Origin of the sequence: Cedecea lapagei (assembly GCF_900635955.1) — a bacterium.
Classification (GTDB): domain Bacteria; phylum Pseudomonadota; class Gammaproteobacteria; order Enterobacterales; family Enterobacteriaceae; genus Cedecea; species Cedecea lapagei.
In genome coordinates this window covers 4,664,476-4,678,159 of the sequence record NZ_LR134201.1, presented here as the reverse complement: position 1 = coordinate 4,678,159, position 13,684 = coordinate 4,664,476, and the positions used below count along the sequence as shown (strand labels likewise).

The 13,684-nt window shown below is 54.2% G+C and carries 14 protein-coding genes; 10 read left to right on the top strand and 4 right to left on the bottom strand.

Annotated features, from left to right (window positions below; translation table 11 throughout):
- Nucleotides 1-81: 81 nt before the first annotated feature.
- From hypA to yajD, 7 genes are all read left to right on the top strand, one after another.
- The gene (hypA, locus tag EL098_RS22710; protein WP_126358249.1) at nt 82-444 is read left to right on the top strand and encodes a hydrogenase maturation nickel metallochaperone HypA; all 363 of its coding nucleotides are present in this window, start codon (nt 82-84) and stop codon (nt 442-444) included.
- Nucleotides 437-1,300 carry a hydrogenase nickel incorporation protein HypB gene (hypB, locus tag EL098_RS22705; RefSeq protein WP_126358248.1) on the top strand — a complete coding sequence of 288 codons (864 nt, stop codon included), beginning with the start codon at nt 437-439 and terminating at the stop codon, nt 1,298-1,300. Before hypA ends, hypB begins: the two co-directional genes overlap by 8 nt.
- Nucleotides 1,291-1,551 (top strand): HypC/HybG/HupF family hydrogenase formation chaperone, encoded by a 261-nt coding sequence (locus EL098_RS22700; RefSeq protein WP_126358535.1) that lies wholly within the window; start codon nt 1,291-1,293, stop codon nt 1,549-1,551. The genes hypB and EL098_RS22700 overlap by 10 nt, the downstream gene beginning before the upstream one ends.
- Nucleotides 1,551-2,672, top strand: coding sequence for a hydrogenase formation protein HypD (hypD, locus tag EL098_RS22695; RefSeq protein WP_126358247.1), 1,122 nt, complete (start codon nt 1,551-1,553; stop codon nt 2,670-2,672). Before EL098_RS22700 ends, hypD begins: the two co-directional genes overlap by 1 nt.
- Nucleotides 2,669-3,679, top strand: a complete 1,011-nt coding sequence (gene hypE / locus EL098_RS22690) for a hydrogenase expression/formation protein HypE (RefSeq protein ID WP_126358246.1) — start codon at nt 2,669-2,671, stop codon at nt 3,677-3,679. Before hypD ends, hypE begins: the two co-directional genes overlap by 4 nt.
- A gap of 109 nt (nt 3,680-3,788) precedes the next feature.
- Nucleotides 3,789-5,873, top strand: coding sequence for a formate hydrogenlyase transcriptional activator FlhA (gene flhA, locus EL098_RS22685; protein ID WP_126358245.1), 2,085 nt, complete (start codon nt 3,789-3,791; stop codon nt 5,871-5,873).
- Between the two features lie 44 nt (nt 5,874-5,917).
- The gene (yajD, locus tag EL098_RS22680; RefSeq protein WP_126358244.1) at nt 5,918-6,262 is read left to right on the top strand and encodes an HNH nuclease YajD; all 345 of its coding nucleotides are present in this window, start codon (nt 5,918-5,920) and stop codon (nt 6,260-6,262) included.
- 36 nt (nt 6,263-6,298) lie between these two features.
- On the opposite strand, the gene EL098_RS22675 is transcribed toward yajD, so the two are convergent.
- The gene (locus EL098_RS22675; RefSeq protein WP_126358243.1) at nt 6,299-8,230 is read right to left on the bottom strand and encodes a methyl-accepting chemotaxis protein; all 1,932 of its coding nucleotides are present in this window, start codon (nt 8,228-8,230) and stop codon (nt 6,299-6,301) included.
- 205 nt (nt 8,231-8,435) lie between these two features.
- Nucleotides 8,436-8,840 (bottom strand): winged helix-turn-helix domain-containing protein, encoded by a 405-nt coding sequence (locus EL098_RS22670; RefSeq protein WP_126358242.1) that lies wholly within the window; start codon nt 8,838-8,840, stop codon nt 8,436-8,438.
- A gap of 617 nt (nt 8,841-9,457) precedes the next feature.
- Between EL098_RS22670 and EL098_RS22665 the strand changes: the two genes are divergently transcribed.
- The 3 genes from EL098_RS22665 to yiiM all read left to right on the top strand — a co-directional run bounded on the left by EL098_RS22665 (nt 9,458) and on the right by yiiM (nt 12,072).
- Nucleotides 9,458-10,426: a chemotaxis protein gene (locus EL098_RS22665; RefSeq protein WP_126358241.1), complete on the top strand. Its 969-nt coding sequence runs from the start codon at nt 9,458-9,460 to the stop codon at nt 10,424-10,426.
- A gap of 274 nt (nt 10,427-10,700) precedes the next feature.
- Nucleotides 10,701-11,321, top strand: a complete 621-nt coding sequence (gene sodA, locus EL098_RS22660; protein ID WP_008457716.1) for a superoxide dismutase [Mn] — start codon at nt 10,701-10,703, stop codon at nt 11,319-11,321.
- A 73-nt stretch (nt 11,322-11,394) separates the two neighbouring features.
- Nucleotides 11,395-12,072: a 6-hydroxyaminopurine reductase gene (gene yiiM / locus EL098_RS22655; RefSeq protein ID WP_126358240.1), complete on the top strand. Its 678-nt coding sequence runs from the start codon at nt 11,395-11,397 to the stop codon at nt 12,070-12,072.
- Between the two features lie 58 nt (nt 12,073-12,130).
- Here the strand turns inward: yiiM and phoU are convergent, their stop codons facing one another.
- Nucleotides 12,131-12,856 carry a phosphate signaling complex protein PhoU gene (gene phoU / locus EL098_RS22650; protein WP_008457720.1) on the bottom strand — a complete coding sequence of 242 codons (726 nt, stop codon included), beginning with the start codon at nt 12,854-12,856 and terminating at the stop codon, nt 12,131-12,133.
- Nucleotides 12,857-12,868: 12 nt separating this feature from the next.
- Nucleotides 12,869-13,642, bottom strand: coding sequence for a phosphate ABC transporter ATP-binding protein PstB (gene pstB, locus EL098_RS22645; RefSeq protein ID WP_008457722.1), 774 nt, complete (start codon nt 13,640-13,642; stop codon nt 12,869-12,871).
- Between the last annotated feature and the right edge of the window lie 42 nt (nt 13,643-13,684).

The following is a 13,684-nucleotide window of genomic DNA, read 5'->3' as shown; positions in this document are numbered from 1 at the left end:
CCTCTCCCTGGGAGGAAGAGGGGCAAAAAAAGGCCTGGCACCGTCTTTGCATTACCTGCCTCAATGAACCCCGGAGGCCCCATGCACGAAATCACTCTTTGCCAGCGCGCAGTCGAACTTATCGAAAGCCATGCCCGCCAGAACAACGCCCGTCGCGTGACCGGCGTCTGGCTGGAGGTCGGCGCCTTCTCGTGCGTGGAAACCAGCGCCCTGGAATTTTGCTTTGATCTGGCCTGCCGCGGCACGCTGGCGGAAGGCTGCGATCTTCACATCCACCAGCAGGAAGCCGAATGCTGGTGCCATGACTGCCAGCAGTTCGTCACCTTGCTCACCCTGCGCGTAAGGTGCTGCCCGCTCTGCGGCAGCGACAGGCTGCGCATCGTGGCGGATGACGGCATGCAGATTAAGCGTCTGGAAATCGATCAGGAGATAGCTCATGTGTAGCACCTGCGGTTGCGGTGAAGGCAACCTGTACATTGAAGGGGACGAGCGCAATCCTCACTCTGGCTTTCGCAGCGCCCCGTTTGCCCCGGCGGCACGCCCGCTGCAGCAGATAACCGGCGTGAAATTTGCCCCCACGGCCGACGAACAGGGCGACCTGCACTACGGCCACGGCGCGGCAGGCACCCACGCGCCGGGCATGACGCAGCGCAAAATGCTGGAGATAGAGCTGAACGTGCTGGATAAGAACAACCAGCTCGCCGCCCATAACCGCCAGCGCTTCGCCAGCCAGCATCAGCTGGTGCTGAACCTGGTTTCCAGCCCCGGCTCAGGCAAGACCACCCTGCTCACCGAAACCCTGAAGCGGCTGAACCCCAGAGTGCCGTGCGCGGTCATCGAAGGGGATCAGCAAACGGTGAACGACGCGGCGCGTATCCGGGAAACCGGCACGCCAGCCATTCAGGTGAACACCGGCAAAGGGTGTCACCTTGATGCGCAAATGATCCGCGATGCTATGCTGCGCCTGCCGCTTGAACAGGACGGCGTACTGTTTATCGAAAACGTTGGCAACCTGGTCTGTCCGGCAAGTTTTGATTTAGGGGAACGCCACAAGGTCGCGGTGCTTTCGGTGACGGAAGGTGAGGACAAGCCGCTGAAATACCCGCATATGTTTGCCGCCGCGTCATTGCTGCTGCTGAACAAAATCGATCTGCTGCCTTACCTGCAGTTTGACGTGAACAGATGCCTGATTTATGCCCGGGAGGTCAACCCGGACATCAAAATCCTGCTGGTTTCTGCCACCAGCGGTGAAGGGATGGATGAGTGGTTAAGCTGGCTGGAGGCGGAGCGATGTGCATAGGCATTCCCGGCCAGATAGTCGAGCGGCTGGACGACGGCAGCGCGAAAGTGGATGTCTGCGGCGTACAGCGCGACGTCAATTTAACTTTGGTGGGCGAGGCCGCCGTAGGGCAATGGGTGCTGGTTCATGTTGGGTTTGCCATGAGCATCATTGACGAAGCCGAGGCGCGAGACACGCTTGATGCCCTGCAAAACATGTTCGAGGTTGAGCCCGACGTCGGCGCGCTGCTCTACGGTGAGGATCCCCGCTGATGCGCTATATTGACGAATATCGCGATCCTGAACGGGTGATGCAGCTGATTAAGACGCTGAAAACTCGCTCCCCGCTGCTGGACAATACGGCAGCGCGACCGCTGCGCATCATGGAGGTTTGCGGCGGCCATACCCACGCTATTTTTAAATTTGGGCTCGACCAGCTGTTGCCGGAAAATATCGAGTTTATTCACGGCCCTGGCTGCCCGGTTTGCGTGCTGCCGATGGGCCGAATCGACGGCTGCATTGAGATAGCCAGCCACCCGGAAGTGATTTTCTGCACCTTTGGCGATGCGATGCGCGTGCCGGGAAAAACCGGTTCGCTGATGCAGGCGAAGGCACGCGGCGCGGATGTCCGGGTCATTTACTCACCCATGGACGCCCTGAATCTTGCATGCCAGAACCCGGAGCGCCAGGTGGTGTTCTTCGGCCTCGGCTTCGAAACCACCATGCCCGCCACGGCGATAGCCCTCCAACAGGCAAAATCTCAGGGCATCGGTAACTTCTCTTTCTTCTGTCAGCACATCACGCTGATCCCGACGCTGCGTAGCCTGCTTTCAAGGCCCGATAACGGCATCGGCGCTCTCCTGGCGCCGGGGCACGTCAGCATGGTGATTGGCACCGAAGCCTACGAATTTATCGCTTCAGAGTACCAGCGTCCGCTGGTTGTAGCCGGTTTTGAGCCGCTGGATCTGCTGCAGGGCGTGCTGATGCTGGTGGAGCAAAAAATCAATCAGCGTTGCCTGGTGGAGAACCAGTACCGCCGCGTAGTGCCGGAAGAGGGCAACCTTCTGGCACAAAAGGCGATGCGCGAAGTGTTTACCGTGCGCGGCGAAGCCGAATGGCGCGGCCTGGGCGTTATCCACGATTCCGGGGTGCAGCTAACCGAGGCGTATCGCCAGTTTGACGCAGAGGATCGCTTCCGGCCCAAACCTCAGCAGGTTTACGACGATCCGAAAGCCCGCTGCGGCGACGTGCTCACCGGACGCTGCAGGCCGCAGCAATGCCCGCTGTTCGGCAGCGGCTGCAACCCACAAAACGCCTTTGGCGCGCTGATGGTCTCTTCCGAGGGAGCCTGCGCGGCGTGGTATCAGTACCGTTCTCAGGAGTGTGAAGTATGAAAACCGTTGAACTGGCCCACGGCAGCGGCGGCCAGGCGATGCAGCAGCTGATCGGCAGCCTGTTTATGCGGGCCTTTGATAACCCGTGGCTGGCAGAGCAGGAAGATCAGGCCCGCCTTTCACTGGCTGAGCTTACCGCCGGCGGCGACCGGTTGGCGTTCTCCACCGACAGCTACGTTATCGATCCGCTGTTTTTCCCCGGCGGCGATATCGGCAAGCTCGCCGTCTGCGGCACGGCGAATGACGTCGCGGTGAGCGGGGCTACGCCATGCTGGCTGTCGTGCGGTTTTATCCTCGAAGAAGGGCTACCGTTCGACACTCTGGAACGAGTGGTCGCCAGCATGGCAAACGCCTTACGGGCAGCCAATATCGCTATCGTCACCGGCGACACCAAGGTCGTACCTCGCGGCGCAGCGGACAAACTCTTTATTAATACCGCCGGGATCGGCGCTATTCCTGCCGGTGTTGACTGGGGGGCGGCGCGGATTAAAACAGGGGATCTGCTCATCGTCAGCGGCACGCTCGGCGACCACGGCGCAACCATTCTTAACCTGCGCGAGAAGCTTGGCCTGGACGGCGACCTGCAGAGCGACTGCGCGGTGCTGACGCCGATGATTGCCCCGCTGCTTCAAATCCCCGGCGTAAAAGCATTGCGGGATGCCACGCGAGGCGGGGTAAACGCCGTTCTGCATGAGTTTTCCGCCACCAGCGGCTGCGGCATGGAAATTATCGAAAACCAGCTGCCGCTGAACCCGGCGGTGCGCGGAGTCTGTGAGCTGCTTGGGCTTGATGCGTTAAATTTTGCTAATGAAGGCAAGCTGGTGATTGCCGTATCCCCCGAGTCTGCACCGGCTGTGCTGCTCGCTTTGCAGCAGCATACCTGCGGCAAACAGGCTGCGATAATAGGGGAAGTGGTTGAACGGAAAGGCGTACGCGTGACGGGGCTTTATGGCGTAAAACGCACCCTCGACCTGCCGCATTTTGAGCCCTTACCGCGCATTTGTTGACCTGCACCAGTATGCAATCACCTCACGCCGACTAAACTTAAAAAATATTTATATTAATAAAATCTTTTCGCCCTGCGCCCGCCGCGGGGCATTTCAATGGAAAGCAAAAATGTCATACACGCCGATGAGCGATCTCGGGCAGCAGGGGATATTTGATATTACCCGGACGCTGCTGCAGCTGCCCGATCTCAACGAACTCGCCAGAAGCCTGACGCAGCAGGTGAAACAGGGCGCGCTGGCCGACCGCGTTAACATCCTGCTTTACCATCCCCTCCACCAGAGGGTGAGCTTTTATGGTCAGGATAAACACGGCAAAGTGTTGCATTACGAAGATGAAATGGCGCTGGCTAACGGCCCGGTACGACGCATGCTGTCGCGTCCGGAGGCGCTAATTTGCAGCCAGCAGGAGTTTGATGAAACCTGGCCGCAGCTGGCTGATCTTGAGCTGTACGCTCCTTTTGGCCGCTACTGCCTGCTGCCGCTGGCCTCCGAAGGGAAAATTTTCGGCGGCTGCGAGTTTATTCGCGACAGGGCGGATGCCTGGAGCGAAAAAGAGCTTAATCGCCTCCACACGCTGGCGCAGATCGTGGGCCTGGTAGCCGAACAGATCCAGACGCGGCTTAATTCGAGCCACGATCACCAACTGCTGTGCCGCGAACGCGACGACTTTCGAATTCTGGTCGCCGTCACCAACGCCGTGCTGTCGAAGCTGGATCTGGACGAGCTGATAAGCGAGATTGCCCGCGAAATTCATTACCACTTCGCCATCGACTCCATCAGCATTGTGCTGAGAAGCAGCCGCAAGTCGCGGCTCACGCTCTACTCCACCCACTTTGTTGATGAAGCCTCGCCGATTCACGATCAAAGCGACGTCCTCGAGGCCGGCACGCTCTCCGAGCGGGTCTTTAAAAGCGGGGAAATGCTGCTGCTCAACCTCTGCCCCGGCGACACTCTGGCACCGTATGAGCGAATGCTGCTTGAGATGTGGGACAATAAGCCGCAGATGCTTTGCCTGCTGCCGCTGAAGTTCGGCAACAATATGCTCGGTGTGCTGAAGCTTGCCCGGTGCAGTGAACACGGTTTTACGCCAGCGAACTTAAAGCTGCTGCGCCAGATTGCCGAGCGCATCGCGATTGCGGTAGATAACGCCCTCGCCTACCAGGAAATCAACCGCCTGAAAGAGAATCTGGTGGATGAAAATCTCTATCTCACCGAGCAAATAAATAACGTCGACAGCAATTTTGGCGAAATCATCGGGCGCGGTGAGGCCATGTCCGTCGTGCTTAAACAGGTAGAGATGGTCGCCAGCAGCAACAGTACGGTGTTGATCCTCGGCGAAACCGGCACCGGTAAGGAGCTGATTGCCCGGGCAATCCATAACCTTAGCGAGCGCAATAACCGTCGAATGGTGAAGATCAACTGCGCGGCGATGCCCGCCGGGCTGCTGGAGAGCGATCTCTTCGGCCACGAGCGCGGCGCCTTTACCGGAGCGAATAATCAACGCATCGGCCGCTTTGAACTGGCGGATAAAAGCTCGCTGTTCCTGGACGAAGTTGGCGATATGCCGCTCGAGCTTCAGCCTAAGTTGCTGCGCGTGCTTCAGGAGCAGGAGTTTGAGCGCCTCGGCAGTAATAAGGTTCAGGAAGTGGACGTGCGCCTGATCGCCGCCACTAACCGCAACCTGAAGGAGATGGTAGCCAACCGCGAATTCCGCAGCGATCTTTATTACCGACTGAACGTTTTTCCCATCACTCTGCCGCCGCTGCGCGAGCGCCCGGAAGATATTCCGCTGCTGGTCAAATCCCTTACCTTTAAAATCGCCCGCCGCCTCAACCGCAATATCGACAGTATTCCGGCGGAAACGCTGCGCGCCCTGAGCCGTATGGAGTGGCCGGGTAACGTACGTGAGCTGGAAAACGTGATTGAGCGGGCGGTATTGCTGACGCGCGGCAGCGTTCTGCAACTTTCGCTGCCGGAAGTGGACTCCCGTCCGTTGACCGAACGCCATTTTGTTCCGGCTATGGCAGAAGAGGAGCGCGAAGACGAAGACGAGTACCAGCGTATCCTGCGCGTGCTGAAAGAGGCCAACGGCGTGGTCGCCGGCCCACGAGGTGCGGCTCAGCGTTTAGGGCTGAAGCGTACGACGTTACTATCACGAATGAAGCGTCTGGGGATTGATAAAGAGGCGCTTTAGCCGGAAACTGGGGATAACTCTACTTTTTGTCCGGAACCTGAACTATGGCGATTATCCCCAAAAACTATACGCGGCTGGAGAGCGGCTATCGCGAAAAGGCGCTAAAGCTTTTCCCGTGGGTATGCGGACGCTGCTCGCGCGAGTTTGTTTATTCCAATCTGCGTGAGCTGACCGTTCACCATATGGATCACGATCACACCAATAATCCGGAAGATGGCAGCAATTGGGAGCTTTTATGCCTGTACTGTCACGATCATGAGCATTCGAAATACACCGAAGCAGACCTTTATGGCTCCACGGTGATTGCCGGAGAAGATGCGCAAAAGGACGTAGGTGAAGCGACATACAATCCGTTTGCCGACCTAAAAGCGATGCTCAACAAGCGCTAAGTTAACGAGGGCTTAAAAGCCCTCGGTTTAGCTGAGTCAGAAACTTGTCCAGTCCCCAGAAGCGTCGTTTACGGGAGATTTTGGCTGCGTCGCTACGCTACTGCGTATCAAGCTCGCTGCAGGCTGCTTCTCTTGATAATTCTTGTTGATACGGAAAATGGAGACCACCTTTTCCAGTTCAACGGCCTGATCTTCAAGCGAAGAAGCTGCAGCGGAAGACTCTTCCACCAATGCGGCATTTTGTTGCGTAGTGGTGTCCATTTCCGCCATCGCCAGGGCAATTTGAGCGATGCCATTGCTTTGTTCTTCCGTAGCGGCAGCAATTTCACTCATGATGTCGCGCACCTGTATCACCGAGCCCTCGATGTCCCCCATAACGACGCCAGCCCTTTCTACCAGACGGAAACCGCTATCCACTTCGGCGACAGACTCCTGAATAAGAGACTCGATTTCTTTGGCCGAGTTCGCACTACGCTGGGCAAGGCTTCGCACTTCCCCAGCAACGACCGCAAAGCCTTTTCCCTGATCGCCGGCTCGGGCAGCCTCAACCGCCGCATTTAGCGCCAGGATGTTGGTCTGAAAAGCAATACTGTTAATGACCGAGGTGATTTCAGAAATGCGGTGTGAACTGGAGCGCACGCTTTTCATGGTATTAATCACCTGCTGAGATAGCTGGCTCCCTTCGCCCGTGTTGTTAGCCGCTTTTTCCGCCAGCTGACGGGCATGCCTCGCATTTTCAGCATTAAGGGCCACAGTAGAGGTCAGCTCTTCCATACTGGCAGCCGTTTCGATTACCGCCGCGGATTGCTGCTCGGTTCTGCTGGATAGGTCCAGGTTACCGGCGGCAATTTCCGAGGACGAGCGGGCTATGCTGTCGACCCCGTCCCGCACCTTCAGGATGATTTCTTGCAGATTAGCATTCATCTTCGCAACGGCCTGCATCAATAATCCCGGCTCATCCCGATGACGGCTTGTCAGGCTTCTGGTGAGATCGCCGCTGGCAATCTGCTCCGCAAGCTCAAGGGTTTGGTGAAGCGGTTGGGTGATGGAGCGAGCAATCCCTGTGGCCATTGCAATACTGAACAGAATGCCGGCCAGGGTAACAACGATCATTACTCTTTCCGCTGAAACAACCCGACTTTCGACTCCCTGCTGCTGCAGCGCCAGAAGTTCATTAATCCTCAGCGTGACGTTACCGGCCGCAACATCCAGCTGCTCTGACCTGGCACGCTGATATTTGTCCGCCTCAAGATAGAGGGGGAGTTCAACTGCATATGTTTGCAGCTCTTTAATGCCCTCTTCCAGCCATGCTCTCTCCGTCAGCGGCAGGGTGGAAATAAGCTGCTGTGAAGAATGAACGCCTGCGGTAAGTAAATGCTCAATTTTTTGCTCCAGGTCTGCCGTCGGCCGCGCCCGGTAGTCCCCCATAAGCGAATCAACATCATTCAGGATAAACGCCAGTTGAGAAACCTGAAGTTTGTTTGCCATGTCCAGCTCACCACTTTGGCTTAGCCTGGAGGCGTGCTGGGACTTTTCATACGCTCCCCGGGAATTTAATAAGACAAAGTTTTTTTGTTTTTCTTCCAGCGCGGCTAAAAAAGGGGTTCGTTCTTTAATATACCCGGCAAGGGTATCGTCTGTTTTCTGCAGAGCATCAAAACCCTCCACGGACCAGCTACGTTTTTTTAAACGCTCAATAATATCCATCATTTTATCAATAGACTGGCTATCTTTTTCCAGATAGCGTGCCTGATGGGAATACTCATAATTCGTTCTGTTCAGACGTGCTTCATTAAGAACGTTTAGCAACTCTACGCTTAATGTACTTTTCGCGACTCTATCCTGGATGCTTTTTAAACTCACCACGCCTGCTATTGCTATCAGCAGCGTGATCATGATGGCGCCACAAAAGCCAATTAATAATTTCTTACCCACTTTCAGATTTAAAAAATAGTTATAAAAACTCATATACCCTTCCACTATTGGCTGCACGCCAAAGGTACGTATTTATGTATATTGATGCATTAATCGCGCGGGAGATACGCTGAGTGCAACATCAACGTTAACGAAACTGGATAAAAAACCAAAAAAAACCTGGACAGCAAACTGCCCAGGAAGTGTTATTCTGAATTGACATCACTTATCCAGAATATGAAGCAACTCCTTATTAATTTCAGAGTGAGTGCGGAGCTTCACTCACTCTATAATAGAGTGGCGTAATTTCATCATAGCGGATGGAATAGCCTCTTCCTTTCACATTATGGATGAAATTAGCGGGTAAACCTAAGAGCTCTAATTTTTTATTAAGATTATTTATAACCTGCCACAATCGCTGTGTAGAGGGAATAAGATTATTTCCTTCCCAGATGTTAACCATGAGCTCTTCTTTACTAACGAACTTGTGATTATGGCGCAGAAGCAAATAAACAAATAGCATATGCATAGTTTCTCTTAGCGTAACCGATCCAGATATATAGCTATTTGCCGTTCCACAATAAGGGATGCGATAAATTCTTCTGTGCTTAATATCAAAGTGAATTTCTTTTCCAATTATAAATCCGTATAATTTATAGCACATGTTTTTACGCTCATAAAAAAGTAAACCAACTCTCGTGGGAACACGTCCGTTTATTTCGTATAAGCCATATTTATTTTAAGGTAATTATAAGCCTGCAAATAATGCTTTCAACATACCAGGCTTATGGTTATAACGGCGCTACAGAAACAACGAAAAAGAACTATAACAAAAACTAAGCCAGTTCCGCAGAATAAAAACACAAAAAACACAACACATTCAGAGATTTAAACTAAAAAATAGACATGATTTATTACATCAAAATAAAAAACCAAAATAGACAAAAAATTAGAATTTAACACCAAAAACAAGGCTATCAACCTGTTTATTATAGAACTTAAAAGAAACTAACTCTTTGGAGTTAATCCTCTGACTTATAATCAGCACTGAATTTTCTTAATACGCTCCCAATATAAAACCAGTCCGTTTTTGGGCCATAACATTTATTGAGGAAATATCGTTAAGTTATTAATGCTCATCGCTCTATTAATTTCATTAAAATACGCCGGATAAAATATTCTTTCGCCCCCTCCATTTTTTTCTTTTGCTGCCGATAACCTATGCAGAGCATTCACTCCGTACGGTTGGGTTCTTAGGCCGGGTTATCACTTGAGGTTAAGATGGATAGTTTTCAGAAAGATATCGATGAAAGGGCCAACCTGGCGTTATCCAACAAGTTCGAGCTTCTGCTGTTCCGTTTAGGCACAGGCCAGCACGACAGCAAGTCCGAGCTGTACGGTATCAACGTCTTTAAGCTGCGTGAGATTGTCCCGATGCCGAAGATTAACCGTGCCGCAGGCATGGAGTCGCCGCTGCTCGGAATGGCCAACATTCGTGACCAGATAATCCCGGTTATCGACCTGCCTGCCGTGACCGGCTGCACGCCCACCACCGGCTTAAATTTATTACTGATCACCGAATATGCCCGCAGCACGCAGGCTTTTGCCGTGGAATCCGTGGAGAATATTATTCGCCTCGACTGGAGCCAGGTACATGCCGCCGAAGCCGGGGTCAGCAGCCGCAATATCACCAGCATCGCTAATATTGACGATCCGCTGACCGGCAAAGACCTGGCGCTGGTGCTGGACGTGGAGCAGATCCTCTATGACATCATTCCGTCCGGCAGGGATGTGAATATCGCGGCCATCGAAGAGAAAACCTATACTCTGAAGCCCGGCGCGGTGGCTATCGTTGCCGAAGATTCCAAAGTCGCACGTTCGATGCTGGAGCAGGGGCTGAAGGGGATGGGGATTCCGGCCATCATGCACGCTACAGGGCTGGAAGCATGGGAAAAAATCAAAGTCATCGCCGCCGATGCAAAAGCCTCCGGCACGCCGATCACCGATAAAATTGGCCTGGTGCTGACCGACATCGAGATGCCGGAGATGGACGGTTTTACCCTGACCCGCAATATCAAAACCGAGCCTACGCTGAAGCATATCCCGGTAGTGATCCACTCTTCCCTTTCCGGCAGCGCCAACGAAGATCACGTGCGTAAAGTCGGCGCCAACGGCTATGTCGCCAAGTTCGACGTGGCGGAGCTCTCTTCGGTTATCCACAAAGCGCTGGAAGATGCGGCCCGCCAGTAATAAATGCACCGGCTCTGCCTATAGGCGGAGCCAATTTACCTCTACTTCCTCCTCCGTCATACTCAGGTAACACGCCTCGTTTACCCTCTGCACAAAGCTTTTTACCCGCTGCGTTATAGCCGTAAACCCCGGTTTCATGAAGAAAAATTATAACCATAAGCTAAGTGCGGCATTGATAAACATTTTCAATATCATTTAATTAACTATAATGAACCGACTGATTACGCGGCGTTAACAGCATTACAGCCGCTCTACGTTAATGGAGACGATGAATATGAGCTATACACTGCCATCCCTGCCTTACGCTTACGACGCGCTGGAACCGCATTTCGACAAAGAAACCATGGAAATCCACCACAGCAAACATCACCAGGCCTATGTCAACAACGCGAACGCCGCGCTGGAATCCCTGCCTGAGTTTGCCAGCCTGTCTGCTGAAGAGCTGATCGCCAAGCTGGATCAGCTGCCTGCTGATAAGAAAACCGTACTGCGTAACAACGCCGGCGGCCACGCTAACCACAGCTTCTTCTGGAAAGGCCTGAAAAAAGGTACCGAGCTGAAAGGCGATCTGAAAGCCGCTATCGAGCGCGATTTCGGCAGCGTTGACGCGTTCAAAGCTGAGTTCGAAAAAGCTGCCGCTACCCGTTTCGGCTCCGGCTGGGCGTGGCTGGTACTGAAAGGCGACAAACTGGCTGTAGTCTCTACTGCAAACCAGGATAGCCCGCTGATGGGTGAAGCTATCTCCGGCGCTTCCGGCTTCCCGATTGTGGGCCTGGACGTTTGGGAACACGCTTATTACCTGAAATTCCAGAACCGTCGCCCGGACTACGCTAAAGAGTTCTGGAACGTGGTTAACTGGGACGAAGCAGCAGCGCGTTTCGCCGCTAAAAAATAAGGTTGCAATACGACCGTAGAGAAGCGAGCCTGATGGCTCGCTTTTTTTATGTCCGCAACGCAGGGAGTCGCTAATGCACCGCTATCCACTTCAGGTTTATGCTGGTCAGATTCGTGATTACGAAGGGAGCAGGCCAAGCGCCATCGCCAAGATTCAGGTGGACGGTGAGCTTCGCCTGACCGAGCTCGGGCTTGAGGGAGATGAGCAGGCGGAGAAGGTGGTTCACGGCGGGCCGGACAGGGCGCTGTGCCACTATCCGCGCGAGCATTATCAGCACTGGGCGCAAATCTTCCCGGATAAAGCGGAGCTGTTTAATGCCCCAGCGTTCGGCGAAAACCTGTCTACACAAGGGATGACGGAAAAAAACGTCTATATGGGCGATATCTACCGCTGGGGGGAGGCGCTGATTCAGGTGACCCAGCCTCGCTCGCCGTGCTTTAAGCTTAACTATCATTTTGGCGTAGAGGATATGGCGTCGCGGATGCAGGAAGCGGGTCACTGCGGCTGGCTTTACCGCGTGGTTCTGGCGGGGAGTGTTTACGCCGATGCGCCGCTTGAGCTGGTATCGCGCATTAGCGACGTGACGGTGGCAGAGGCTATCGCCATCGCCTGGCATATGCCATTTGATGATTCGCAGTATCACCGGCTGCTGTCGGCGGCAGGGTTATCGGTAAGCTGGAGCAGAACGATGCAGAAAAGGCGTATTTCAGGAAAGATCGAGGATAATTCGCGGCGTTTGATCGGGAAGTAGCGGCCCCTCACCCCGGCCCTCTCCCTACAGGGGAGAGGGTGACAGAAAAGAAGAGCACTTACTCTTTCGGATCTTTACCCGCCAGCAGCTTGTCCAGCTCATCGCCGCCCACGTGACGGAAGTCCTGCCCCTTCACGAAGTAGAAGATGTATTCGCAGATGTTCTGGCAGCGGTCGCCGATGCGCTCGATGGAACGGGCGCAGAACAGCGCGGTCAGCACGCTTGGAATAGTGCGGGAGTCTTCCATCATGTAGGTCATCAGCTGGCGCACGATGCCTTCATATTCCTGGTCCACTTTCTTATCTTCGCGGTAGATACGCACTGCTTCATCCAGATCCATACGCGCAAAGGCGTCCAGCACGTCATGCAGCATCTGCACGGTGTGGCGACCCAGCGATTCCAGGCTGACCAGCAGCGGCTGGTGCTGCTGGGAGAATTTCTCCAGCGCGGTGCGGCAGATTTTGTCCGCTACGTCACCAATACGTTCCAGCTCGGCGATGGTTTTGATGATCGCCATCACCAGACGCAGGTCGCTGGCGGTGGGCTGGCGTTTAGCGATGATGCGCACGCAGGCTTCATCGATCGCCACTTCCATCATGTTGACCTTCTGATCGCCGGCAATAACGCGCTTCGCCAGCTCGCTATCCTGGTTGTGCATCGCGGTGATCGCGTCGGAGAGCTGCTGCTCCACCAGCCCGCCCATCGTCATCACCTGAGTACGAATGTACTCCAGCTCGGCGTTGAACTGGCCGGAAATATGTTTGTTTAAGTTGAGGTTATCCATCGCGCTCTCCAATCAACCGTAGCGGCCAGTAATGTAATCTTCGGTTTGTTTCTTCGCTGGCGTAGTAAACAGCGTGTCGGTTTCGCTGAACTCGATCAGCTCGCCGAGGTACATAAACGCCGTGTGGTCAGAACAACGCGCCGCCTGCTGCATGTTGTGGGTCACGATCACTACGGTATAGTCTTCTTTGAGCTCGGTGATCAGCTCTTCAATACGCCCGGTTGAAATCGGGTCAAGCGCGGAGCACGGCTCATCCAGCAGCAGAACTTCAGGGCGAATCGCGATACCACGAGCGATGCACAGACGCTGCTGCTGACCACCAGAAAGGCTGTAGCCGCTCTGGTGCAGTTTATCTTTAGTTTCGTTCCACAGCGCAGCTTTCGTCAACGCCCACTGCACGCGCTCATCCATATCGCTGCGGGACAGCTTCTCAAACAGGCGCACGCCAAAAGCGATGTTGTCATAGATGGACATCGGGAACGGCGTCGGCTTCTGGAAGACCATACCAACCTTTGCGCGCAGCAGGGCGATATCCTGGCTCTGGGTGAGGATATTTTCCCCATCCAGCAGGATTTCACCTTCTGCACGCTGCTCAGGGTAGAGCGAGTACATTTTGTTAAAGGTACGCAGCAGGGTGGATTTACCACAGCCTGACGGCCCAATGAAGGCGGTAACCTGGTTCTTCGCGATATCCAGATTGATGTTTTTCAGGGCGTGGAACTTACCGTAGTAGAAGTTCAGGTCACGAACCTGGATTTTGCCTGGGGCTAAATCAACCTTACTCATCTGTTTCTTAATCTCCGTCCGGCGCCGCGAGGGCCGCGCCGT

Excerpts from the sequence above, each read along its gene's own strand:
- hypA (WP_126358249.1), top strand. The coding sequence starts at position 82 with ATGCACGAAATCACTCTTTGCCAGCGCGCAGTCGAACTTATCGAAAGC.
- hypB (WP_126358248.1), top strand. The coding sequence starts at position 437 with ATGTGTAGCACCTGCGGTTGCGGTGAAGGCAACCTGTACATTGAAGGG.
- EL098_RS22700 (WP_126358535.1), top strand. The coding sequence starts at position 1,291 with ATGTGCATAGGCATTCCCGGCCAGATAGTCGAGCGGCTGGACGACGGC.
- hypD (WP_126358247.1), top strand. The coding sequence starts at position 1,551 with ATGCGCTATATTGACGAATATCGCGATCCTGAACGGGTGATGCAGCTG.
- hypE (WP_126358246.1), top strand. The coding sequence starts at position 2,669 with ATGAAAACCGTTGAACTGGCCCACGGCAGCGGCGGCCAGGCGATGCAG.
- flhA (WP_126358245.1), top strand. The coding sequence starts at position 3,789 with ATGTCATACACGCCGATGAGCGATCTCGGGCAGCAGGGGATATTTGAT.
- yajD (WP_126358244.1), top strand. The coding sequence starts at position 5,918 with ATGGCGATTATCCCCAAAAACTATACGCGGCTGGAGAGCGGCTATCGC.
- EL098_RS22675 (WP_126358243.1), bottom strand. The coding sequence starts at position 8,230 with ATGAGTTTTTATAACTATTTTTTAAATCTGAAAGTGGGTAAGAAATTA.
- EL098_RS22670 (WP_126358242.1), bottom strand. The coding sequence starts at position 8,840 with ATGTGCTATAAATTATACGGATTTATAATTGGAAAAGAAATTCACTTT.
- EL098_RS22665 (WP_126358241.1), top strand. The coding sequence starts at position 9,458 with ATGGATAGTTTTCAGAAAGATATCGATGAAAGGGCCAACCTGGCGTTA.
- sodA (WP_008457716.1), top strand. The coding sequence starts at position 10,701 with ATGAGCTATACACTGCCATCCCTGCCTTACGCTTACGACGCGCTGGAA.
- yiiM (WP_126358240.1), top strand. The coding sequence starts at position 11,395 with ATGCACCGCTATCCACTTCAGGTTTATGCTGGTCAGATTCGTGATTAC.
- phoU (WP_008457720.1), bottom strand. The coding sequence starts at position 12,856 with ATGGATAACCTCAACTTAAACAAACATATTTCCGGCCAGTTCAACGCC.
- pstB (WP_008457722.1), bottom strand. The coding sequence starts at position 13,642 with ATGAGTAAGGTTGATTTAGCCCCAGGCAAAATCCAGGTTCGTGACCTG.